18 protein-coding genes and 2 pseudogenes are annotated in these 22,252 nt (G+C 68.3%); 11 read left to right on the top strand and 9 right to left on the bottom strand.

The features are described 5' to 3' along the window. The first annotated feature begins 50 nt into the window (after positions 1-50). Entirely contained in the window at positions 51-887 is an 837-nt protein-coding gene (locus JK364_RS46305) for a phytanoyl-CoA dioxygenase family protein (RefSeq protein WP_201857456.1), read from the top strand. Positions 888-1,045: 158 nt separating this feature from the next. On the opposite strand, the pseudogene JK364_RS46300 reads toward JK364_RS46305, so the two are convergent. After that, a pseudogene (locus JK364_RS46300) lies at positions 1,046-1,408 on the bottom strand (IS6 family transposase); the annotation flags it as partial. Between the two features lie 46 nt (positions 1,409-1,454). Between JK364_RS46300 and JK364_RS46295 the strand changes: the two are divergent. Then, positions 1,455-1,598 (top strand): hypothetical protein, encoded by a 144-nt coding sequence (locus JK364_RS46295; protein ID WP_201857498.1) that lies wholly within the window; start codon positions 1,455-1,457, stop codon positions 1,596-1,598. A 37-nt stretch (positions 1,599-1,635) separates the two neighbouring features. On the opposite strand, the gene JK364_RS46290 is transcribed toward JK364_RS46295, so the two are convergent. Beyond that, a complete protein-coding gene (locus JK364_RS46290) occupies positions 1,636-2,493 on the bottom strand; it encodes a phytanoyl-CoA dioxygenase family protein (protein ID WP_201857455.1) in 858 nt (285 codons plus the stop codon). Positions 2,494-2,566: 73 nt separating this feature from the next. On the opposite strand from JK364_RS46290, the gene JK364_RS46285 reads away from it, so the two are divergent. Continuing rightward, entirely contained in the window at positions 2,567-3,418 is an 852-nt protein-coding gene (locus tag JK364_RS46285) for an AraC family transcriptional regulator (RefSeq protein WP_201857454.1), read from the top strand. Positions 3,419-3,433: 15 nt separating this feature from the next. On the opposite strand, the pseudogene JK364_RS56245 reads toward JK364_RS46285, so the two are convergent. Beyond that, positions 3,434-3,747, bottom strand: a pseudogene (locus tag JK364_RS56245) (protease inhibitor I9 family protein); the annotation flags it as partial. Positions 3,748-3,821: 74 nt separating this feature from the next. Here JK364_RS56245 and JK364_RS46280 point away from each other — a divergent pair. Further along, positions 3,822-4,094, top strand: a complete 273-nt coding sequence (locus tag JK364_RS46280) for a hypothetical protein (RefSeq protein ID WP_201857453.1) — start codon at positions 3,822-3,824, stop codon at positions 4,092-4,094. A gap of 3 nt (positions 4,095-4,097) precedes the next feature. Here JK364_RS46280 and JK364_RS46275 read toward each other — a convergent pair whose 3' ends face one another. The 3 genes from JK364_RS46275 to JK364_RS46265 form a co-directional block, all read right to left on the bottom strand. Then, the gene (locus JK364_RS46275) at positions 4,098-5,009 is read right to left on the bottom strand and encodes a helix-turn-helix domain-containing protein (protein ID WP_201857452.1); all 912 of its coding nucleotides are present in this window, start codon (positions 5,007-5,009) and stop codon (positions 4,098-4,100) included. Then, positions 5,006-5,776 carry a phytanoyl-CoA dioxygenase family protein gene (locus JK364_RS46270; protein ID WP_201857451.1) on the bottom strand — a complete coding sequence of 257 codons (771 nt, stop codon included), beginning with the start codon at positions 5,774-5,776 and terminating at the stop codon, positions 5,006-5,008. The genes JK364_RS46275 and JK364_RS46270 overlap by 4 nt, the downstream gene beginning before the upstream one ends. Before the next feature lie 263 nt (positions 5,777-6,039). Then, positions 6,040-7,197, bottom strand: coding sequence for a LacI family DNA-binding transcriptional regulator (locus JK364_RS46265; RefSeq protein WP_201857450.1), 1,158 nt, complete (start codon positions 7,195-7,197; stop codon positions 6,040-6,042). Positions 7,198-7,485: 288 nt separating this feature from the next. Here JK364_RS46265 and JK364_RS46260 point away from each other — a divergent pair, with 288 nt between their 5' ends. From JK364_RS46260 to JK364_RS46230, 7 genes are all read left to right on the top strand, one after another. Beyond that, positions 7,486-10,515 (top strand): alpha-mannosidase, encoded by a 3,030-nt coding sequence (locus JK364_RS46260; protein ID WP_230993572.1) that lies wholly within the window; start codon positions 7,486-7,488, stop codon positions 10,513-10,515. Positions 10,516-10,584: 69 nt separating this feature from the next. Then, a complete protein-coding gene (locus JK364_RS46255; RefSeq protein WP_230993571.1) occupies positions 10,585-11,886 on the top strand; it encodes an ABC transporter substrate-binding protein in 1,302 nt (433 codons plus the stop codon). After that, entirely contained in the window at positions 11,883-12,836 is a 954-nt protein-coding gene (locus JK364_RS46250) for a carbohydrate ABC transporter permease (RefSeq protein ID WP_201857448.1), read from the top strand. Before JK364_RS46255 ends, JK364_RS46250 begins: the two co-directional genes overlap by 4 nt. Continuing rightward, complete coding sequence (locus JK364_RS46245) at positions 12,836-13,711, top strand: carbohydrate ABC transporter permease (protein ID WP_201857447.1); 876 nt, start codon at positions 12,836-12,838, stop codon at positions 13,709-13,711. Before JK364_RS46250 ends, JK364_RS46245 begins: the two co-directional genes overlap by 1 nt. Position 13,712: 1 nt before the next feature. Further along, positions 13,713-15,014, top strand: a complete 1,302-nt coding sequence (locus JK364_RS46240) for a glycoside hydrolase 5 family protein (RefSeq protein ID WP_201857446.1) — start codon at positions 13,713-13,715, stop codon at positions 15,012-15,014. Beyond that, a complete protein-coding gene (locus tag JK364_RS46235; protein WP_201857445.1) occupies positions 15,001-17,313 on the top strand; it encodes a glycoside hydrolase family 3 protein in 2,313 nt (770 codons plus the stop codon). The genes JK364_RS46240 and JK364_RS46235 overlap by 14 nt, the downstream gene beginning before the upstream one ends. A gap of 504 nt (positions 17,314-17,817) precedes the next feature. Next, a complete protein-coding gene (locus JK364_RS46230; RefSeq protein WP_201857444.1) occupies positions 17,818-20,064 on the top strand; it encodes an endo-beta-N-acetylglucosaminidase in 2,247 nt (748 codons plus the stop codon). 201 nt (positions 20,065-20,265) lie between these two features. Here JK364_RS46230 and JK364_RS46225 read toward each other — a convergent pair whose 3' ends face one another. The 3 genes from JK364_RS46225 to JK364_RS56240 all read right to left on the bottom strand — a co-directional run. After that, complete coding sequence (locus tag JK364_RS46225; protein WP_230993570.1) at positions 20,266-20,448, bottom strand: hypothetical protein; 183 nt, start codon at positions 20,446-20,448, stop codon at positions 20,266-20,268. A 141-nt stretch (positions 20,449-20,589) separates the two neighbouring features. Then, positions 20,590-21,915: an MFS transporter gene (locus tag JK364_RS46220; RefSeq protein WP_201857443.1), complete on the bottom strand. Its 1,326-nt coding sequence runs from the start codon at positions 21,913-21,915 to the stop codon at positions 20,590-20,592. 105 nt (positions 21,916-22,020) lie between these two features. After that, on the bottom strand, positions 22,021-22,252 hold a 232-nt coding region (locus JK364_RS56240), incomplete at its 5' end, for a beta/alpha barrel domain-containing protein (RefSeq protein ID WP_230993569.1).

The raw sequence follows: 22,252 nt of genomic DNA, 5'->3' as shown, positions 1-22,252 counted from the left end.
GTTGAGACCGGCCATTCACGGCCCCCGAACGCAGAGGAGCAAGATCTGACATGACAGCCATGACCCAGGCACCCGCCGGCGAGTTGGACATCCCCTACGAGGGCCTGTCCCTGAGTGCGGCCGCCGACTTCAACCGTGACGGCTTCGTCCACCTCTCCGGTGTGCTGTCGCCGGAGACGATCGCCCAGTACGAGCCCACGATCACTTCCGAGGTGATCCGGCTGAACACCCAGCACCTGCCGCTGGCCGAGCGCGACACCTACGGCAAGGCGTTCCTCCAGGTGACGAACCTGTGGCAGGAGAACGAGACAGTCAAGCAGCTGGTGTTCTCACGTCGGCTTGCCGGTATCGCGGCCCAGCTCCTCGGCGTGCACGCGGTGCGCCTCTACCATGACCAGGCCCTGTACAAGGAGCCCAGCGGCGGCATAACCCCCTGGCACGCCGACCAGCACTACTGGCCGCTGTCCTCCGACCGCTGTCTGACGATCTGGCTGCCGCTCCAGGAAACCCCGCTCGACATGGGCCCGCTGGCCTTCGCGCGAGGCAGCCACAACTTCTCCTACGGGCGTGACGTCTCGATCTCCGACGAGTCCGAGGCGCGGCTGAAGCAAGCCGTGGCCGAGCAGAACTTCGAGGATGTCGTCGCGCCCTTCGCCCTCGGCGACGCCTCGTTCCACCGCGGCTGGACCTTCCACCACGCGGGCCCGAACCGCGGCACGGTGCCGCGCCGCGTGCTGACCGTGATCTACATGGACGCCGACATCCGGATCACCGAACCCACCAACGAGCACCAGGTCAGCGACCGCAACTGGATGCCCGGTACAGAGGTGGGCCAGGTCCCCGATACGCCCCTCAACCCCGTTCTGTACGACAGCCGGAGCGCGTGACAGCACCACAAAGGGCGCCCGGCGCAGCAAGTCCTGGGATCGTTGCCGGGACCGCCTCCGGCGGCTAGGCGTTGTCACGTTGTCGAGGGTATTGGTTCTCGGCGGGCGTCAGGGCGTGCTGGGCCGGGTGCCGACCATGGTCAGGCCGCTGCGGGTAGCCTGGTCGGTTGGCGGGAGTTCTCGGCCCGGTTGTCGAGGCCCTTGTGGGAGCGGTGCTCGACGGAGGGCATCATCTCGCGGTGGGCGGCCCCCGTAACTGCGGAGCTTGTCCGTGACCACCACCCGCGGCACCGAGCGGGTCTTCTTGAGGAGCTTGCGGAAGAAACGCCTGGCCGCGGCCTTGTCGCGGCTGTTCCGCACGAGGGTGTCCAGCCCGTTTCAGTCCTGGTCCACCGCGCGCCACAGGTACTCCAGCTCACCGTTGATCTTGATCAACACCTCGTCCAGGTGCCATTTGCCGCCGGGGCGGCGCGTCGGCAACGCAGTGCGCTGGCGTAGCCCTGGCCGAACTTCAAACACCAAACGTGACAGCGCCCTCCGCTGGTGTGGGAGGAGTGCGACCGGAGCGTGACCGCCGAGGCGGTACGGGTGCTCGGCTCGGGCGGGGACCTCGACGCCTGTTTCCTCCACCTCGGCGCCGTCGACGAGACCGCGCACGTCCTCGACCGCGGCCCCGAGTACCGGCGCGCGATCGAGACCGCCGCCACGTGAGCCTCCTGCGCGTACCCCCTGTGAAACACAGGCGCCGTCACGATGTGGCCGACCACAGCCGAGGACACACGACCGGATCGGCGTAGTCGGGAGTGCCGCTCCCCTGCGCGGCGGTCAGGTTGTCGTTGCGGTGGGTGGCGACGGTGCCGTCCGGGTTGTGGGCCGTGACGTGGTGATTGTCGCCGGGTTGCAGGTGAATCGCGATCGATCGTCGCGGCTCGCCGCTGTGGTTGGGACCACTGCCGTGAACGGTCTTGCAGTGATGGAAGCTGACCTGCCCGCGGGCGAGAGTGGCGCTGACGATGCGCAGGTCGTGCTCCGCGGCGTGACGTTTGAGGGTGGTCAGATCCTGATCGAAGAAGTTGAGATCCGCCGTTTCGTTCCAGCGATGGCTGCCCGCCGCGAACATCACCGGCCCATGAGCCTCGGTGACGTCGTGGAACGGCACCCACGCGGTCAGCATGTCCTGGCTGGAACAGCAGCGCCAATACCGCCGGTCGGTGTGCCAGCCCACATTGCCCAGCCGGTCTGAACCGCTCGGCTTGTACAGGAGCTGGTCGTGCCAGAGCCGGATCTCCAGTGCGCCCGCCAGTCGCGCCGCGCACGCCGCGATGACGGACTGACGGACCAGATGGGCCAGTTCGCTCACCCTCAGTGAGGCGTAGTCGTTCTTGCGCAGCACGTCTCCGTCCTCGGGGCGCCACCCCGAGTTCTCGCCGTTCTCGTCGCCGTCCACGCGACGGTCGACATCGCCCGCGTAATGACGGCGCATACCCCGCTCGGCCGTGTCCAGCACATCGTCGGGGAGGATCGGCGGGGAGATCCAGTAGCCGTTTTCCTGGTAAAAGGCCACATCGTCGTCGGTCGGCAGGAAGGTGAAGGTGTTGTTCGCCATACCCAGGACGCTAGGAGAAGAGGACCAGCAGAGGCGTACAGAAGTCACAGGGGCGTGTATATAATCCTCGGGTGTGTCAATCGAACGCCCGACAGGGCTGAGTGCCGGATTCCACGCGCACTTGCAGCACGCCGGTGTTCCTGGGCTCCATCACGCCGGCGACCAGCACGCGCCCACCAGCTGGGTGATCCGGACGCACACCCATGATGCCTGGGAGCTGTATCTGCAACTGAGCGGCCCACCCACGCAGTGGACGGTGGCAGGTCGCACCTGTCACATACCCGCGCGGGGGATGCTGGCCGTGCCACCGGGGTTGCCGCACGCGATGGCGGCCTCCAGTACGGCGCCCTACCACTTCTACTTCGCCGCGCTCACTCCCGCGCAGATCGTGTCGGCGGAGGTGCTGCACCCTGCCTGGCTGCGGCATGAGCCGCTTGTCGTGACGGATGCCGGGACGATGGTTCCCCCGTTCGAGCTGTTCCTGCGCGAGGTGACCACCTATCAGCCGCTGCGCACGGCCGGGTTGGCGTCCGCGGCCGCCCTGCTGGTGATCGAGGCGTCGCGGCTGGCCGACGACGCGCGCCCGAAGCGCCAACTGACCGTGCACCCGGCTGTCGCGATGGCCAGGCGACTCATCGAGAACCGCCTTTCCGAAGGCGTGACCGTGGACGCCCTCGCCGCCGAGGTGCACCTGTCGCCCGCCTATCTCGCCGAACTGTTTCACGCGGAGACCGGCGAGACCCCCGGCCGGTTCCGGGCGCGGCTACGGATGGGTCGGGCCCGACTCCTGCTGGCCGAGACCGACCTGCCGATCATCACGATCGCCACTGACCTCGGCTACTCCTCCTCGCAGCACTTCGCTACCGCCTTCCGTCGTGACACCGGCAGCACGCCTTCGGAGTACCGGAGCGCGGCGACCGAGTGAGCAGCGGGGCGGAGCACCTCTGCCGGCGCGGCCCTCGAAGTCCTGTGGCTGGTGCGGGCACCGGTGTCGATGACGTACGCGGTGACACCCTCACCCGCGCTGTCGGGGCAGGTGTACTTCTTGTCGCCCTGGGTGTCTTCCTGGTCGATCCGGTCCAGGCCCCACGACGGCGGGTTCTCCTGGGTGCCCTTGATCGTGTAGCGGTGGTTCTGGACCACCTTGGCGACCGACGAGTCGGCGGCCAGCCGCTTGACCGCGGTGTCGGTCAGCCCGCGGACGGAGAGGCCGTTGATGGCGGAGTCGTAGCTGCGGCGCAGCTTCCTGCCGTACCCCCGACGAGGCCCTTGCCCTCCGAGAGGGTCACCGGCCCGGCCCGCAGGCCGAGGCCCTGCGGCAAATCGTCGTGCAGAACGGGCACATCATCAGCTGGCAGGGATTCGCGGCCCATGTCACCGAGACATGTGCCTCCGACAGGACCAACGTGATCACGGACGTGGCCACCACCTCGGCCGCCACGAACGAGGCCCAGGCCCTGCCTGGCATCCACACCCGCCTGGCGCGTCGCGGACCTAGCCGGTACGACAGGCGTGACTGCATCTTCAACGGCACCCTGGCCGTTGCGGCGATCGTCATCTGGCTCCGAGACGTCATCCAAGAGCCATCAGAAACGACCTAGTCGTCACAGGTGCAGCGTGCCCCCGAGGGACCGGTGGGCCAGCGGCGAGTGGCCGTGCCGACGACGAAATGCGGTGCTGAAGGCACGGACGTCGAGGTAGCCGCACGCCTGGGCCACTTCCGTCACCGTGGTGTCGGTGTCAGTGTGGAGCAGCAGGGCCGCGGCCAGGTCGAGCCGCATCCGGCGCACGGTCGTCATCAACGAGGCACCGGTCTGTTCCCGGAACAGCCGCTCGGCATGCCGTTCCGACAGGTGAACGGCAGCCGCCACATCGTGGACTGTCATGGGCCGGGACAGGTTGTCGGCCAGGTATCGCTGCATCGCCGCCACCGCCGGGGACAGCCGGCCCCCGACCGGTGGCTCGGTCCGCAGGTCGTCCTCTGCCGCGAACGCACGCGCGGTGTCCACCACAAGGGCGGCCCCCAGGCCGGCCAGTCCGGTTTCGTACCCGGACCGCAAAGGGGCCGCCTGCTCGGCGAGCGCGGTGACGAGGGACGCCAGCGAACCGATGGACCGGGACACCGCCGGTCCGGTGGTGTCGGTGAGCCCGGACCACCAGCCGCGCTCCCCCGGTAGCGGCCCCTCCCTTCCCGCCCTCAGAGTGAAGCCCCAGAAGGCGATACCCAGCGGGTCGGTTTGGCTCGACTCGATCTCGTGGATGTCACCGGGCCGGGCGACGAAGACATCGCCGGCACCGACGTCATGGTGCTCCGCACCGATGCTGAACCGACCCGCGCCGCTGTAGGCGAGGCAGACCTCGTAGGACGAATGCCGGTGCCAGTAGTTGCGCCAGGGCGACGCCGGATAGAAGCCCCAGCCGACGAAGTCGGCCTGGAAGCCCCCGACGGAGCAGGTCTCCAGCAGGCCCGTCAGCTCCGCGAGCCGGCCGGCCTCCGCCACGTCCCGCAAACTCAATCGCCGCTCCTGCCTGTCGGGTCGACGCCCGCCAGCATCATGCCCTGCCCCAACGAGTAGTCGTGAGCCCGGACCGCCGGCGGGTCCGCCGGGTCGCGGAACTGCACCAGCCAGTTGGTACGTGCCTCGCCGCTCACATTGACGCCCGAGGCGTGGACGGTCAAGTAGGAGAAGAACAGCACGTCACCTGCCTCGGCGGGAAGCGGTACGGTCGTCTCGAACGGCACATCGGGCAGGTGGTAGCCGCCTTCCTCGTCGTGCTCACGCGGCCCCTGGAGGTGGCTACCCGGCACGATACGGACGCAGCCCTTCTCCTCCGGCGCGTCGTCCAGGTAGAAGGTCGCGGCGCCGATGCGGTGGTAGGTGTGCGGGAAGAACGGGTGGTCCTGGTGCGGAGGGAACGGCGATCCGTTCTCCGGCGGCTTCACGAGCAGCTTGGTGTGGTGCAACTGCACATTCGGCCCGCCCAGCACCGCAGCGGCAACCGAGGTGAAGCGCTCGTCCACCAGCAGTCGGGAGAACGCCCCGGAGTAGAACTGCACGTCGTGCAGGTGCTGCAGCCGAGTCGGCACACCGGCCGAGATGTCCGCACCCGACTCCCACGTCGCGTCCTCATTGTGGTCCAGCATGGCGAGCAGCTCGTGGGCTTCCCTACGATATGCCCCGGCTTCGTCCCTGCTCAGCAGGCCCTTGACGAGCACATACCCGTTTTCGGCGTAGTGGCGGGCCGCGTGCGTCAGGTCGGCCGTGCCCTGAGTTTCCATCATGGTTCTCCTCCTTTTGCCTTCCCCCGGTCAGGTGTCTTCTCCCGGGGGTTGGCAGCGAGGTTAGGCGTCCCGGTCGATGCCACGGCAGGCTTGCGGCGGACGGAGATGTTCGTGAGACGGACATGCACCGGGTCGAAGGCACCGCTTCCGACCGGGGCGACCGCCGACTGTGGAGGTACCCGAACCGGTGCCTTACAGGGACAGGCCGGCCCGCTCGTCGATGGGGGCCGGCTCATCAGCCGCGGTACGGCTCGGTTCGGTGGTCAGCGAACAGGAGGAGAACCGTCCCGGGGCGTGCGTGGCGCCACCGGAACGTCTGCAGCGCCTTCCCCCCGCAGCGCACTCTCCGGCGGGGCCGTACTGCCCCGTACGATCAGTCGCGGAGTGGGCGCCTGCACGGCGCGGGGTGCCGGGCGGTCCGCCACGACACGAAGCAGCTCGGTGGCAGTGAGCTCGCCCAGCGCGAAGGTGTCGCGTGTCAGCGCGGTGATCGGGGGGTGCGTCAGACTCATCAGGACGGAATCGTCAAAGGACACGATGGACACCTCACCCGGGACCTGAACCCCCATTTCGGTGAGGACGCCCAGGCCCGCCGCGGCCATGATGTCGTTGTCGTAGATGATCGCCGTGCAGCGTGGTGCCGCCTCCATCAGACGGCGGGTCGCCAGTGCGCCCTGGGCGTCCGAGTAGTCGGTGGCGACGCAGGTCACGTCGATGCCGAGCGTCGCTCGCCCCTCGTCGACCGTCTGAAGGCGGCGTTGGGTGTGCTGGTAGGACGTGATACCGGTGACGTATCCGATGCGGCCGTGGCCGAGTGATACCAGGTACTCCAGGACACTGACCATCGCAGCATGGTCGTCGACCCAGACACCGGTCAGCGGCATCAGATCGGCATGGCTGCCGAGCACGACCGCGGGGATCCCGAGGTCGGCGACGAGCTGGGGGCGGACGTCGTCGACGGTGAGGTCCAGAAGCACGAGACCGTCGACCCGGCGCTCTGCGGCCCAGCGCCGGTAGACCGCCACCTGCGCCGTGACGTCCTCGACGATGAGGAGTTGCGTCGCGATGCCGTTGCTCGACAGACGGGACTGCAGCCCGGAGAGGAACTGGGCGAAGAACGGCTCGACGCCGAGTGTTTGGGCCGGACGGGCGATGACGATTCCGATCGCCTCGTTGCTGGCCCCCTTGAGCGCCCGTGCGGCTCGATGCGGGCGCCAGTTGAGTTCTTCCGCGATGTCGAGGATGCGCTGGCGCGTCGCATCACTGAGGCCGGGACGCCCGTTGAACGCCAGGGACACCGCCGATACCGATACGCCCGCCAGCCGGGCGATGTCCGTGCTCCGCAACCGTGTCGGAGGACCGGAGGAGTCGGTGACGGGTGAAGTGGTGCGTACCTCTGGCGCGACCTGGTCGTTCGGCATCGTTCCCCTTCGGGCGGGCTCCCGGCAAGCCATGAGCCCAAGGTCCTGCCCAAGCCGCTTCCCGGCCCGACAGCGCCAGGCAACCGGCCGGCAGCGTTACCAAAACTTGACTTAACTTCCTGATGACCTCACCGGCTAAAACGTACTACCGTCCAGCCACTCGCGATAGCACTAAAACGTATTACTAACTTCGCTTCTCCGCTCGGAAGAGAGCACCCCGTGTACAACCACTACAGGCGTACCCTCGAACGGCTCGCCCGCGTCCGGCGAGACCGCATACTTCCCGGCATGCACACCCGCCTCGCAGACGTCGAGGTGGAGGCGTGGGCGGTTCCCGATGCCGGAGAACCGGTGAGCGTGGCGCACGCTCTGGGGCTGGGACAGGACGCCGGCCGCGGCATCCCCGACTACCAGCCCTTTGCGCTGGGCGGTTCATGGGGACCTGCCTGGTCGACGACCTGGTTCCGCATCCAGGGAAGCGTGGCCCCGAGCGTCGAAGGACCCGTCGACCTTCTCCTCGACCTGGGTTGGTTCGACCACTCCGTAGGGGGCCACTGCGAGGCGCTGGTCTTCACCCGGCACGGCACAATCGTCAAGGGCCTGCACCCACGCCAGTCCCAGATCCGGCTGCGAGGTGGCGGAACCGGGCACGAACTGCTCGATTCCGAGGGCCGGTTCCTGCTCTACGTCGAAGCGGCAGCCAACCCGCTGCTGCTCGGACTGCCGCCGTTCGTGGTCACCGAGCACGGCGAGAAGGGGGCTCGCGAGCCGTTCGAACAGTTCCGGCTGCGGCGGGCGGAAACCGCCGTGTTCTCCCCGGACGTCCACGCACTCTCCTGCGACCTGGACGTGCTGGGCGGCCTCGCCGCCGAACTCGGCGAAGAGGAGCCCCGTCGCTGGCGGCTGCTGCGCGCGATCGAGGAATCGCTCGACGTCTACACCGCCGAGAGCCCCGAGGCGAGCGCCCGGGAGGCGCGCACGGTCCTGGCGCCGCTGCTGGCCTCGCCGGCACACGCCAGCGCCCACCGGATCACCGCCGTCGGCCACGCTCACATGGATTCGGCCTGGCTGTGGCCGCTGCGCGAGACGGTACGCAAGCTCGCCCGCACGGTCTCCAACGTGCTCGCCCTGCTCGACGCCCACCAGGACCTCGTGTACACGATGTCAGCGGCGCAGCACTTCACGTGGCTCGAGGAGCACTACCCGGACCTGTTCGCCCGGGTGCGCCAGTACGTGGAGCAAGGCCGGTTCATACCGGTGGGAGGCATGTGGGTGGAGCCGGACGGCGTGATACCCACGGGCGAGTCAATGGTGCGTCAGCTGACCTATGGCAAACGCTACTTCCTCGGCCGATTCGGTATCGACACGCGCGAGCTGTGGCTGCCCGACTCCTTCGGCTACTCGGGGGCCCTGCCGCAGCTGGCACGCCGCGCGGGAGCCCGCTGGTTCCTGACCCAGAAGATCTCGTGGAACGACACCACGACGTTCCCGCACCACTCCTTCTGGTGGGAGGGGATCGACGGCACCCGGATCTTCACGCACTTCCCGCCCGCCGAGACCTACGCCGCCGAAGTCACCGCACGGGAACTCGGCCACGCGGTGGCCACCTTCAAGGACAAGGCCATCGCATCCCACTCACTGCTGCCCTACGGCTACGGCGACGGAGGTGGTGGACCGACCCGCGAAATGGCCGAGCGGTTGCGCCGCTTCGCGGATCTGGAGGGAGCCCCCAAGGTGACTCCCCGGACGCCGCATGAGTTCTTCGAGGACGCCGAGGCCGAGCTGCGAGAGGTCAGCGAAACCACACCATCCATGGCACCGGTCTACCGGGGCGAGCTCTACCTCGAACTGCACCGGGGCACACTGACGTCGCAGACGGCCATGAAGCAGCACAACCGGCGCTGTGAATCACTGCTGCGGGCGGCGGAGTATTTGAGTGCTGCGGCGAGCCTCCTGCGGGGCAGGCCCTATCCTCACGAAGAGCTCGATGACATCTGGCGCAGCGTGCTCCTGCTCCAGTTCCACGACATCCTGCCGGGCACGTCGATCAGCTGGGTGCACCGCGAGGCCCGCGCCACCTACCAGTCCCTCGAAACGCGTCTGCACGCACTGATCGAGCAGTCCGTCGCGGCATTCGGCCGTGAGCAGTCCGGACCCGCCACTGGCGTCCTGCCACCCTTCGTCCCGGACTGGTCCACCCCGTCAGTGAGCCACGGAGTCCCGGTCAAGGTCATCGACGGCGACGCCGGCACCGTGCTGGACAACGATGTCGTGCGGGTGGTGATCGACAAGACAGGACACGTCACCTCACTCGTCGACACACGAAACGGCCGTGAGGTCGTGCCACCCGGTCGACGCCTCAACGAACTGCAGCTCTTCCGCGACGAACCGGTGTGCTGGGACGCGTGGGACGTGGACCGACACGCGCTGCGCCACCCCGAGGTCATCGACGATGTCACCGCCCGCCGTGTCCTCCACGAGGGGCCGGACGCCGGCATCGAGGTGGTCCGGCGCGTCGGCACCTCGACGATTGTTCTGACCATGTGGCTGCGAGCGGGCGCCGCCCGGCTGGAGACCGAGTGCGTCGTCGACTGGCAGGAACGCGAACACCTCCTGAAGGCCGCAGTGCCGGTGCACATCATGGCCAGGACCGCGCGCTTCGAGACCCAGTACGGGTACGTCGAGCGGCCGCTGCTGGTGAACACCGAGGCCGAGGAGGCGATGTTCGAGGCCGCGATGCACCGCTACGTGCAGGTCTCCGACGGTGGCCACTACGGTCTGGCGGTCATCAACAACACCATGTACGGTGCCGACGCCCGCGCCGAGTCGGACAGCACCGTGTTCCGGCTGTCGCTGCTGCGCGGCGCGCGCTTCCCCGATCCGGACGCCGATGTGGGCCGGCACACCTTCCGCTGGGCCGTGCTGCCGGGGGCCGATGTGCCAACGGCGGTGGAGAGCGCCGCCTCGTTCAACGCCCCCGACATCGCCGTGCTGCCTCACCTCGCCCCGCTGGTGGGTCTGAAGCTGCTCACCGGTCACGCGATCGTCGACTGGGTGAAGCTGGCCGACGACGGTTCGGGCGACCTCGTCGTGCGGGTGTACGAAACCCAAGGAGGCCCGGCGCGCGCGCTGCTGCATCTGTGTGACGCCCTCGGTCCGGACGCCGTCGCCCGGGAGACGGACCTGCTCGAACGCGAGCCCGCGGCCGACGGTCCTCCCCTGGCGTTGTCCGGCACGTCCGGCGATGCCCGCCCCGCGGACGGCGCGCACCTCGCGCTCGGTCCCTTCCAGGTGGCGACCCTGCGGATCACGCGCTGAATCCCGCTACCCCATCCCCCACCCCCCACGCGAGAGAGCACACCCACAGCAAGCAGAAGGAGCAAGTGCATGACCATGACCTCACGACGCGGTCGCCTGGCCCTCATGGCGGGGCTGGCGATTGGTTCCCTGGTGCTGTCCGGCTGCGGCAGTGACATGAACTCATCGTCGAAGCCCTCGGACGACGGGAAGGTCGCCGGGAAGATCACGTTCCAGACGTGGAACCTGAAGAACGACAAGTTCACGTCGTACTTCAACAACCTCATCGCCGCGTTCGAGAAGGCCCACCCCGGCACGGACATCAAGTGGGTGGACCAGCCGGCCGAGGGCTACCAGGACAAGCTGTCCGCGGACGCCGCGGCCGGGTCCCTTCCCGATGTGATCGACATGGGGCCGGAGTCCGCCTACACCCTGGGACAGGCGGGCGTCCTGCTCAACCTCGAGAAGGACGACCCCGGAGCCAAGAAGCTGTATCTGCCCAAGGCGTGGGAGGCCATGACGTTCAAAAAGCTCGGCGGGACCTACGGCTACCCCTGGTACCTCAACACGGGGCCCTCATTCTTCAACACAGCCCTGTTCAAGAAGTGCGGACTGGACCCGAAGCACCTGCCCAAAACCTTCGACGAACTCTTCGACCAAGCCGAGATCATGGGCAAAAACTGCAAGGACACCCCGATGATGGCCAGGATGCCCTCCATCGAGCTGTTCGGCGCGTACGGCGTACCCCTCATGAATGCGGCCGGCACGAAGTTCACCTACAACGACGCCAAGGGCGTCGAGCTCGTCGAGCACTTCCGCAAGCTGTACGCCGGCAAAGCTTTGACCAAGGAGGCGCTGAACAACCTCCAGACCAAGGAGCTCGAGACGTTCAAGGCAGGCCGCCTGGGCTATATGGGGGGCAGCTCCTACACGCTGGACGACCTCAAGGCGACCGCGCCCAACGTCTACAAGACGCTGGGCATCGGACCGGCCATCACCAACGGAGCCCCGAACACGTACATGGAGTCGCTGGTGGTGAACGCGGGGTCCAAGCACAAGACGCTGGCCAAGGCCTTCGCCAGGTACGTCACCAATCCCGCCAACCAGCTCGCCTTCGGCAAGAAGGCTTCGGTGTTCCCCTCCACCGTCGGCTCAATGGACGACCCGTACTTCACCAAGGACGACGGGCAACCGTCCACCAAGGTGCGCCTGCAGAGCGCCGCTCAGGTCAAGAAGGCGGTCGTGTATTGGCCGGCTGCCTTCTCCGGCGGCGCCGACGTGGAGACACTGCGAGAGCAGCTCGCCCTGGCTGTGATCGGTAAAAAGAGCGTGAAGGATGCGCTGGACACGTCGGTGAAGTTCTCCAACGACCGTCTGGCCTCGCAGCGATGACGCTTACCGCTCAGCGCACTGAAACCCCGCGGCGGGCCGGACGTTCGGCCCGCCGCGGGCGGCACGGACTGGCGACTCACCGCTGGCCCCTGGCCCCCTGGCTGTTCCTGCTGCCGGCCCTGACGGCCGTCGTGCTGATGGTTCTCGTGCCGTTCGTCAACACGCTGGGAATCTCGTTCACGGACGCCACCTTGCTGCGCGGCGGCCAGTTCGTCGGCTGGGAGAACTTCCGGCGGATGTTCGCCGACGAGCGGTTCAGCACCGCCTTGCTGAACTCCACGCTGTACACGCTCTGTGTGGTGCCGTTCATGGTCGTACTGCCCCTCATGCTGGCCACGCTGGTCAGCAGGGCCGAACGCCTGGCCGGGTTCTTCCGCACGTCCATGTATCTTCCCGTGATCATGTCGCCGGTCGTTGTCGGCCTGATCTGGACGAACATGCTCGACCAGCGCGGCCTGGTGAACGAGGTGCTCGGTACGCTCCATGCGGTCACCGAGCCCGTGCCCTTCCTCAGCGACCGCTGGCTCCTGCTGTTCAGCGCCATGTTCGTCACCATATGGACAGGCATGGGCTACTATATGATCGTCTACCTCGCGGCCCTGGTGAACATCGACCGGAGTCTTTATGACGCCGCCGCCGTGGACGGCGCGGGAGTGGTGCGCACCTTTCTCAACATCACGGTCCCCGGAGTGCGCTCCACCATGGCGCTCATCTCCGTGCTGTCCTCCGTGGCCGCTTTCCGGGTGTTCGGCGAGATCTACGTCCTCACCGGCGGGACCGGCGGCGTGGGCGGCGGCGACATCACCATGACCATGCTCATCCAGCGTGAGGGCACCGGCCTGCAGGCCCGGACCGGATACGCCAGCGCGATCAGCGTGTTCATGTTCGTCATCGTTGGCGGACTGCTGCTCGTGCAACTCATCATGCAACGCAAGCAGAGGACCTCGTGATGTTCTCCTTCTCCTCCCACGCGCCGCCCACCACGGGCAACCGCGGTCGTCGCCCCAAGCGGCTGGGAACCATCGCCCAGTACCTGATCCTCACCCTGATGACCGTACTGATGGCAGGCCCGCTGCTGTGGCAGCTGTCTCTGTCGCTCAAGAGCTCGGGCGAGTCACTGTACGAGCGGCCACCGCGGCTCGTCCCCGAGCATCCGACGTGGCACAACTTCGTCGCGGTCCTGGACCGCATCCCCGTCCCGCACTACTTCCTCAACTCCCTGCTGGTGGCGGGCATGGCCGTGATCGGCAACGTGGTCGGCGCCACCTGTGCCGGATACGCACTCGGCAAGCTGCGCTTCCGCGGGCGCGGTGTGGCCACCGCGGTCTTCGTGGCAGCGCTGCTCGTACCGGGCGAGATCGTGCTGATCTCCCAGTTCCTCTTGGTGCGCAACGCCGGCCTTGCCAACACCCTGGTCGGCGTCGTCCTGCCGACCATTGTCGCGGCTCTGAACGTGCTGTTGATGCGCAACGCGTTCGCCAGCCTGCCCGCCGAGTTCGACGAGGCGGCGATCGTCGACGGCGCCAATGTGTGGCAGCGGTTCATCCGTGTGTCGCTGCCCCAGGTCAAAGGCGTCATCACCGTCGTGGCGATCTTCTCCTTCATCGGCTCGTGGAACGACTTCCTGTGGCCGCTCATCGTCCTGTCCGACGAGAGCAACTACACCCTGACCGTCGGTCTGAACCGGTTGCGCGGCACCTTCTACTCCGATCCGCGCCTCGTCGCGGCGGGCACGATCATCGCTCTGATCCCGATCGTGGCGTTCTTCGCCATCTTGCAACGTTACTTCTTCCGCGGCCTCGAAGAGGGCGGGTTGAAAGGCTGAAATGCTGAGATTCGGTGTCAACTACACCCCCTCCCAGGACTGGTTCTACTCCTGGCTCGACCCGGATTGGGGGGCCGCGCGTCGCGACATGAAGGCGATAGCCGCCCTCGGTCTGGACCATGTCCGCATCCTGCCACTGTGGCCCGTGATCCAGCCCAACCGGTCACTGATCCGCCGCCGCGCGCTCGACGAGGTCCGGCGCATGGTGGAGATCGCCGGCATGGCTGGGCTCGACGCCTGCGTCGACGTCCTGCAAGGACACCTGTCCGGATTCGACTTCGTCCCGAGCTGGCTGGCCAACTGGCACCGACGCAGCATGTTCAGTGACCCCGGCGCGATCGCCGCGCAGGCACGCCTGGTCGAGGCGCTCGACGAGCGTCTGCGCGACCTGCCCAACTTCCTGGGTCTGACCCTGGGCAACGAGGTCAACCAGTTCACGTCCTCGCTCCACCCGAGCCCGATGCCCGCCTCCACGGAGCAGGTGACCGCCTGGCTCGAGGCACTGCACGGCGCGGGCTCGCGGGAGGAACACCACTTCCGGCTCAACGCCGAGTACGACGCCGTCTGGTACGCCGACGACCACGCCTTCGTACCGACCCACTCCGCCCGGTACGGCCAGATGAGCGTCATCCATTCCTGGATCTTCAACGGCACCGCTCAGGGATATGGAGCGATGTCCCACGAGAGCGTCCACCACGCCGCCTACCTCATCGAGCTGTCGCGGGCCTTCGCCGTCGACACGGCGCGGCCGGTGTGGCTGCAGGAGGTCGGCGCCCCGCTCAACCACCTCACTGAGGAGCAAGCCCCCGACTTCTGCGCACAGACGGTCCGGGCGGCAGCCGACAGCGAGATGCTGTGGGGGGTCACCTGGTGGTGCTCCCACGATGTCGAACGCCGACTGGCCGACTTCCCCGACCTGGAACACAGCCTCGGGCTGATCGACGCCGACGGTTCGGTCAAGCCGCTCGGCCACCGCTTCGCCGAACTCGCCGCGGAGCTGCGCAGCCGGCCACGCCCCGAGCCCCGGCGCCAGGCGGTCGTCGTCCCCGTCGACGACGATGACGTGCCCCTCTCGCGCGCCGAACTGTCACCCGGTGGCGGTGTCTTCGAGACGTGGATGGACATGACCCGCCACGGCGGCCGTCCCACCCTGGTCACCTCCAAGGTCGCCGGCGATTCGGGGGCGCTCAGTGCTCGTGGTGTCGAGCGCCTCGTCCACGCCGAGCCCACCGGCCGCACGTTCTACAGCTCGGTCAGCGACGCCGAGGTTCTCGAAAGAAGGGCTGTACATGCCGAAGGCTGAGCGGGTCCAGAGCGCCGCTGCCTCCCCGGCCGACGGGACATCCGGGGTCGACCGGCTGCTGGCTGAGATGTCCCTGCGCGAGAAGGTGGGCCAGCTCAACCAGCGGCTGTACGGCTGGCAGGCCGTCGAGCGCACCCCGCGAGGCGGCTTCCGCCTGACCAGCCTCGCCCGGGCCGAACTCGACCGCTGGGGCGGGCTCGGAGCGCTCTACGGACTCTTCCGCGCCGACGCCTGGTCCGGCCGCTCATGGGCCGACGGGATCCGCCCGGAGGAACGAGCGGAGGTTGCCGCCCACGTCCAGGACGAGGTGGCCCAGGCGGGCCGCCACGGCATCGGGGTCCTGCTGACCGAGGAGGCTCCGCACGGTCACCAGGCGCTCGGTGGAACGCTGCTGCCCACCAACCTTTCCGTGGCCTGCGGCTGGGATCCCGTGCTGCTCCGCGAGGCCGCGGCGGCCGTCGCTGCCGAACTCGCCGCCAGCGGGGTGCATCTCGCGCTCGTGTCGTGCCTCGACCTCCTGCGTGATCCCCGATGGGGGCGCGCGGAGGAGTGCTTCGGAGAGGACCCGCTGCTGGCCGCCGAACTCACCGCCGCCGTGGTGAGCGGAATGCAGGGCGGCGGCCGCAGCATCGGCAAGGGCGGCGTGGCGGTGGTCGTCAAACATCTGGCAGCCCAGGGCGAGGCCGTAGGAGGACGCAACGGCCAGTCCGCCGTGATCGGCTTCCGAGACCTTCACGAACTGCACCTGCCGGCAGTCCGTGCCGCGGTGGACGCCGGGGCACTGGGGTTCATGGCGGCCTACAACGACATCGACGGCGTGCCGTGCTGCGCCAACCGCGACCTGCTCACCGGCTACCTGCGTGGCGTATGCGGCTTCGACGGCATCGTCATGTCCGACGGGCTGGCCGTGGACCGTCTGGCCGCGGCGACCGGCGACAAGACGACCGCGGCGGTGGCCGCGCTCGGGGCGGGAGTGGACCTGTCCCTCTGGGATGAGTCCTTCTCCCTGCTGGAGTCGGCGGCGACCGATCCGCGCGTGGTCCAGTTGATCGACACCGCCTGCCGCCGGATCCTTGTGCTCAAACAGCGCATGGGTCTGCTTTCGACCAGCGGTCAGGCCGCGGCGGGCGAAACGACGGGTACCGGCGGCGACACGCTGTCCACCGCGCGCGAACGCCTGGCGCAGGCCGCCCGCACCACCGACCGGCTCTCGGCACGTCTGGCCCGGCAGTCCCTCGTCCTGCTGCACAACCGCCAAGGGCTGCTGCCACTGAGCCCCGAGACGCTCACCAGGATCGTCCTGATCGGCCCCAACGCACGAGACGCCACCGCGATGCTGGGCGACTACGTGCCGCCGCTGCCCGACGGAGCGGCCACAGGCGTGGATCTCGCGCTGCGCAAGGTGCTGCCGAACACGGAGGTCGTCTGCCCGTCGGGCATACCCTCGGCTCTCGACCTGCACGGAGCGGACGCCGTGATCCTGCTGCTCGGCGGCACCAGCCACCGGCCGTACGGCGAACAGTTCGCAGCCAACGGGGCCATCGCCGGAGCGGCCACCGTGGCCACCGCCGGAGAAGGAGTCGACCTGGCCGACGTCTCTCTGCCCGGCGGCCAGGACAACCTGGTCGCCGCGGTGCGTGAACGAGCCCGCTGCCCCGTGATCGCCGTAGTCGTCGCCGGCCGCCCTCATGTCCTGACAACCGTCCGGGACAACACCGATGCCATCCTATGGGCCGGCTACCCCGGACCCCACGGTGGTGCGGCGATCACCGAAGCACTGCTCGGCCTCAGCGAACCCACCGGTCGACTGCCGTTCACCGCGCCCAGCCACGCCGGCGCCGTGCCGGTCCGCTACAACGACCGCCATCCGGCCGGTGACGTCTACCGGGATGCTCCGGAACCAGTGCTCTTCCCATTCGGCTTCGGACTGCGCTACCGGCCCGTACGCTTCGAGAACTGTACCGCCGAGGTGGACCGGTCCACAGTTCGGGTGAGTGTCGAGGCCGTCAGCGAGACCGACGGCGACGACACCGAGGTCATCGTGCCGCTTTTCGGGCACCTCACCGGCGGCTCGGTGCTACCTCGCCAACGCGAACTGCTCGCCTTCCGCAGGGTCACCGTACCTGGGGGCGGCCGCACCACCGTCGCCTGGGACCTTCCCGCAGAGCGCTGTTTCGCCGAGGGCGCGACGGGCCGCGCCCGCACGGACCTGTACGTCGCGGACCTGCGGCACACCATCCGCCCGTACGGTACCCGGCCGTCCGCAGCCCCGGCGGCCACGCCCCTGTCCGACACATAGCGGAGTACCCATGCCGGGACCACACCGAGGATTGACTCGGCGTGGTCGTTGCTGACCTCCCGCGCTGGAACCGGCCGAGGACACCGACGCCGAACTGCTGCACTCCGGACCTCGCCGTGAACCTGGGCGAACTCCAACTGATCGCGGACAACCGGGAGTCCGCTCCCCGCAGGCCCAACGGGTTTACGGTGGACCGCGTTTCACACTGCGGGGCGTGGCCTTCTACGACCTCTTCCGCCGGACTGCCGACGGCGGCAGGCAGTGGCTGGGGCGCACCTTCGACGGTGCGTACTGCGTGCCCGCCCTGGCGCTCGGCGCCAGTACCGGCGCCGACCGGCTGGAGCTGGAGGCAGTGTCCCCGACGGGCCGTCGCAGCACGTCGGCTCACACCACGCTGACCTGGCGACCACGAGGCCGCCACCGACTGACCGGCGGCGACCTCCGCGGCCGGACTAACTCCTCCTTGCCACCGCCGCACCCATCCGTCCGACGAAAGAAACTGAAATGTCTCGCATAGAACCGCAGTTGCCCTTCACCATGTACCGGCGTGGTTTCCTCGCGGCAGCGGGGGCGACGCTGGCGGCGACCGTGGCCGGTACCTGGGGCGGCCAGACGGCCGCCGCCGCGGTGCCGCAGCCGCGCGGCGCCTCGCCCTCCGGCGCCGCCCCGAGCTTTCCCCCCACCCAGACGGAACTGCAGCCGGGCAGTCCCGAGGGCGTGCAAGCCCTCCTGGCCTACGACATCGCCGCCGACCCCAACGCGGCCTACATGCGCAGCCACGTGCCGTGCGCCCGCCGGATCGACCTCCCGGCGGCGGCACAGGCCAACCCACGGCTGAGCCCGCGACCGCAGATCTTCAGCCTCAACACCTTCTACTGGCCGATCCAGGCGGGCGCGGTGTCCTTCCGCCACACCCGCTACGGCTTCGACCAGTACCCGTACATCACCAGGTTCGCCCACTACCAGGACTACATGGGCGACTGGATGGGCCTCTCGGGCCGATCGGACTGCACACCGAACCCGGCGTGCGTCGACGCCGCCCACCGCAACGGCGCACTGGCTCTCGGGACCATCTTCCAGCCCTACTTCTCAGCGACACCGGGCGCCGTCACGGACTTCATCGCCAAGGACTCCAAGGGCGGCTACCTGGTCGGCGACAAGCTTGTCGACCTCGCCGCCTACTTCGGATACGACGGGTACTTCCTCAACATCGAGGGAAAGACGATTACCCGCAGTCAGGCCGATGACCTCGCCGCGATGTTCGAGTCAATGCACGCCCGCGCGCACGCGAAGGGCATGCCCGCCTTCTACCTGCAGATCTACGACGCGCTGTGGACGGACGGCTCGGGCGAGTACGAGAACCGATTCAACGAGCACAACGCAGGCTGGATCGTCCCCGGGCGCGAGGTCGACAGCATGTTTGTCAACTATGCCTGGCCGCAGGGCTTCGCCCAACCCGACTACGCGCACGACGAGGATTACGTCGCGCCGTCGGTGGCACTCGCCGAACAGCGTGGACTGGACCCCTTCCGGACGCTGTTCTTCGCCCTGGACATCGGGGAGGAGAACGACGGGGTGCATGCCAACGCTCTCGACTACTACGTGGACCAGGTCATCCCGCTCAACGGAGAGCGGCCGCCGGTGGCAAGTCTGGCGCTGTTCAGCCAGTCCGACCGGCTGGTCTCGCGTGCCCGCGCCCAGCTCGGCTCGCAGGCGTCCGACCTGTCGGCGCTGCAGGAGGCGGTCCACATCGCGGACCGCAGATTCTGGTCGGGCAGAGCGGAGAACCCGGCCGTCCCCGCCACACCGGTCCATCCCACCGTCGAGCAGGCGGTAAGCCCGCAATGGGTTCCGCAGTACGGCATCGCCAACTTCGTCCCGGAGCGGTCGGTCATCGCGAAGCTGCCGTTCACCACCCGCTTCAACACCGGGCAGGGCGACCGGTTCTTCCTGCGCGGGGCCCCGGCCGGACAGCGCGTCTGGTACAGCATGAGCATCCAGGACGTGCTGCCGACCTGGCAGTGGTGGACCCGCGACCTGCACGGGGTGACCGGCACCGAGGGACTGCTCCACATCGACTACGACCACTCTGTGGCCTACGACGGCGGCAACTCTCTTCGCCTCAGCGGTCGGCTGAGCGAAGGCGCCGGCACCGAGGCCCGGTTGTTCAAGACCGCCATCCGCGCCGACCGGCCGGTGGTGGTGTCCCTGCTCGTCCGCGAAGGCTCGCGCGGCTCGACCGGACTCGTGCGTCTGGGAGTCAGCTACGCCGACGCCCCGGACCGCACGGTGTGGCTGACGGCGAGGGGCCGACGAGCGGGCGTCAACGGGTGGCGGCGGCTCGAATTCGAAGCCGCTCCGCGCCGTGGCGCACTGATCACCGCGGTCTCCGTGGGCGTGGTGGCGCCTTCCGGTGCGCCCCGGGGCGACTACACCGTGTACGTCGGCGAGCTGCGGATCGTGGCGCGCGGCGCGGCGCAACAGCCGGCGGCGCCCACCGGACTTCGCGTCGACGCGAGCGCCCCCAGCGGCAGCGGCAGCGGGTTGACCGTGGGGCTGCGCTGGCGGTCGGCCCCCGACGGGGTCTGGTACTACGACCTGCGGAGCGCCGGTGCGTCGCCGCAGTGGCTGGGCCGGATCTCCGGCGACGCGTACGTCCTCGACGCCGTCAGCCCGGGCGCCCGCGTTGCCCTCGTGGCGGTGGCCCCCGACGGGACCGAGAGCGAACCGGCAGTTGTGACAGTCCGGTAGCCGTCTCTGGGGAAGGGCGCACGAGCGCGCAGCCCCTTCAGGCAGGGCTCATCGCGGCTCGTCGGCGGAGGAACGCAGCAGGTGGACGCATGCCGTCCGCATGATCGATCGCATCTGTCCGTGAGCGTTCCTCCGTCTGCCCCGATTTGACTGATTTGGTTCTCATCAGGGAGACGAGACAGCCCCTCGGGGCGTGACAGCTCAGACGTGAGAAAGCTTGTCCGGGTTGATGACCCTGGGGTGCGCGGTTATCAGACCGTCTGTGATCCGCAGCGGGTCCACGGAGCAGACACGGCCCTCCCGGTGGAACACCAAGGCGGGCTCGCCGCCGGCCTCGACGAGGCCGATGCGGTCCGGCCGCCACTGGCGGCCCACCCGCACCATCACCTCGGCGACGCACTCACCACCACAGATGAGCTTGTGCGCTGCGGCAGATGTACGGCGGAGCAGGTTTCACCCTGCTCCGCCACCGCATCCTCCTCGGGTAAAGTCACCCTCCGCTACCACCGAAAGTGAGACAGGGTCTCACTGGACAGACTCGCGCCTGGAAGAGGCATGCGGTCTGTTCGATTCGGGGGTCGGGGTGACCGGGACAGCGTGTCGGGTGACGATCCGTCGGGTCTGGACCACGACAGCGCCGCCGAGGAGCGCTGCCACGACGATGACCCAGAGCCCGGAGCTGGTGTTGTGGGTGGCGTCGACGATGTAGCCGATCGCGAGCGGGCCGAGCCAGCCGCCGAGGTTCCCGACCGAGTTGATCGTGGCCACCGCGGACGCCGCTCGGATCCCGGTGAACAGCTGCGAGCTCAGCGACCAAAAGATCGCTTGTGGGCCGAGGATCCCTGCCGCGGCCACCGACATCAGCGCGAGCCGGATGGCCGGCGAGTCGACGAGCAAGCTCATGCCCATCGCAATGCCGGCGATCGCCAGCGGGAGACCCATATGCCAGTAGTACTCACGGTGACGGTCGGCGCTGCGCGGCAGCAGGAACAGCGCGACCGCGGCACAGATATACGGGATGGACGTGAGCAGGCCGGTGACGGTGTCAGTGACGCCGAAGCCCTTGACGATAGTCGGCATCCAGAAGCTCAGCCCGTAGGCGGCCAGGACCATCAGCAGGAACTGTGCGACGAAGAACCAGACCCGCCCGCTCTTGAGCGGGGCGAGGGGGTTGTGCTTGTCGTGGCGCGGCCCGGCTTCGCGGTCGAGTTCATTCTTGATCCATTCGCGCTGGTCGGGCGCGAGCCACTTGGCCTTCTCCGGCCCTTCGGGCAGGTAGACGAGAGTGACGACGCCGAGGATCACCGCCGGAATGCCCGTCGCCAGGAAGATCCACTGCCAGCCGGCAAGGCCGAGCGTGCCGTCGAGGTTGCTGAGTACCCCGAGCAGCGGGTTGCCCAGGGCGAAGGAGACCGGGTTGGCGAAGATGAACAGCCCGAAGATCCGTGCGCGGTGACGGTTCGGGTACCACTTGGTGAGGAAATAGATGACGCCCGGGTAGAAGCCCGCCTCGGTCACTCCCAGCAGGAACCGAAAGATGTAGAAGCTGGTCTCACTGCGCACGAGCATCGTCAGGACGGTGACGACGCCCCAGGAAATCATGATCCGGGCGAACCAGCGGCGGGCTCCGACGCGTTCCAGCAGCAGGTTGCTGGGTACCTCGAAGATCGCGTAGGCAATGAAGAACATGCCGCTGCCCATGAAGAACGCGGACTCGCTGAGCCCGAGTTCGGACTGCATGGTCAGCTTCGCGAAGCCGACGTTGGACCGGTCTATGTAGGCGACCAAGTAGAGGAGGGCGAGGAACGGCAGCAGTCGCCGTGTCACCAACGTCATCGTGCGTAGCTCCATTGCTACCTCTTTCGGAGAACGTTCGGGCGCGAGGTCGGCTACCGTGGCCCGGGGTCGTCGGTGGTGAGCAGGTGCAGATCGGAGGGGTAGGGGGTGCCCTCCCCGTCACCGGCTGCGGACCCCTCCAGCGCCGCCCGTAGCCCCAGGCAGTGCACGCAGCGCTTCGGCAGTCGTCATCGTCAGCTCGATCGCCAACACGCCGTTCTCCGCCGGCGTGGTCACTACCGGCTCGTGTCCAGACCACTGCGGATCTCGCAGGACCGCGACCACGCCGGTGCGGGCGATCGCCTCGGGCAGCGTCGTGCGGTTCGCGGAATATGCGTGGGTCGCGGACATC

This window comes from Streptomyces endocoffeicus (genome assembly GCF_016741935.1).
Classification (GTDB): Bacteria; Actinomycetota; Actinomycetes; order Streptomycetales; family Streptomycetaceae; genus Streptomyces; species Streptomyces endocoffeicus.
The sequence above is the reverse complement of the archived record's forward strand: the minus strand, read 5'-3'. Positions and strand labels throughout refer to the sequence as shown.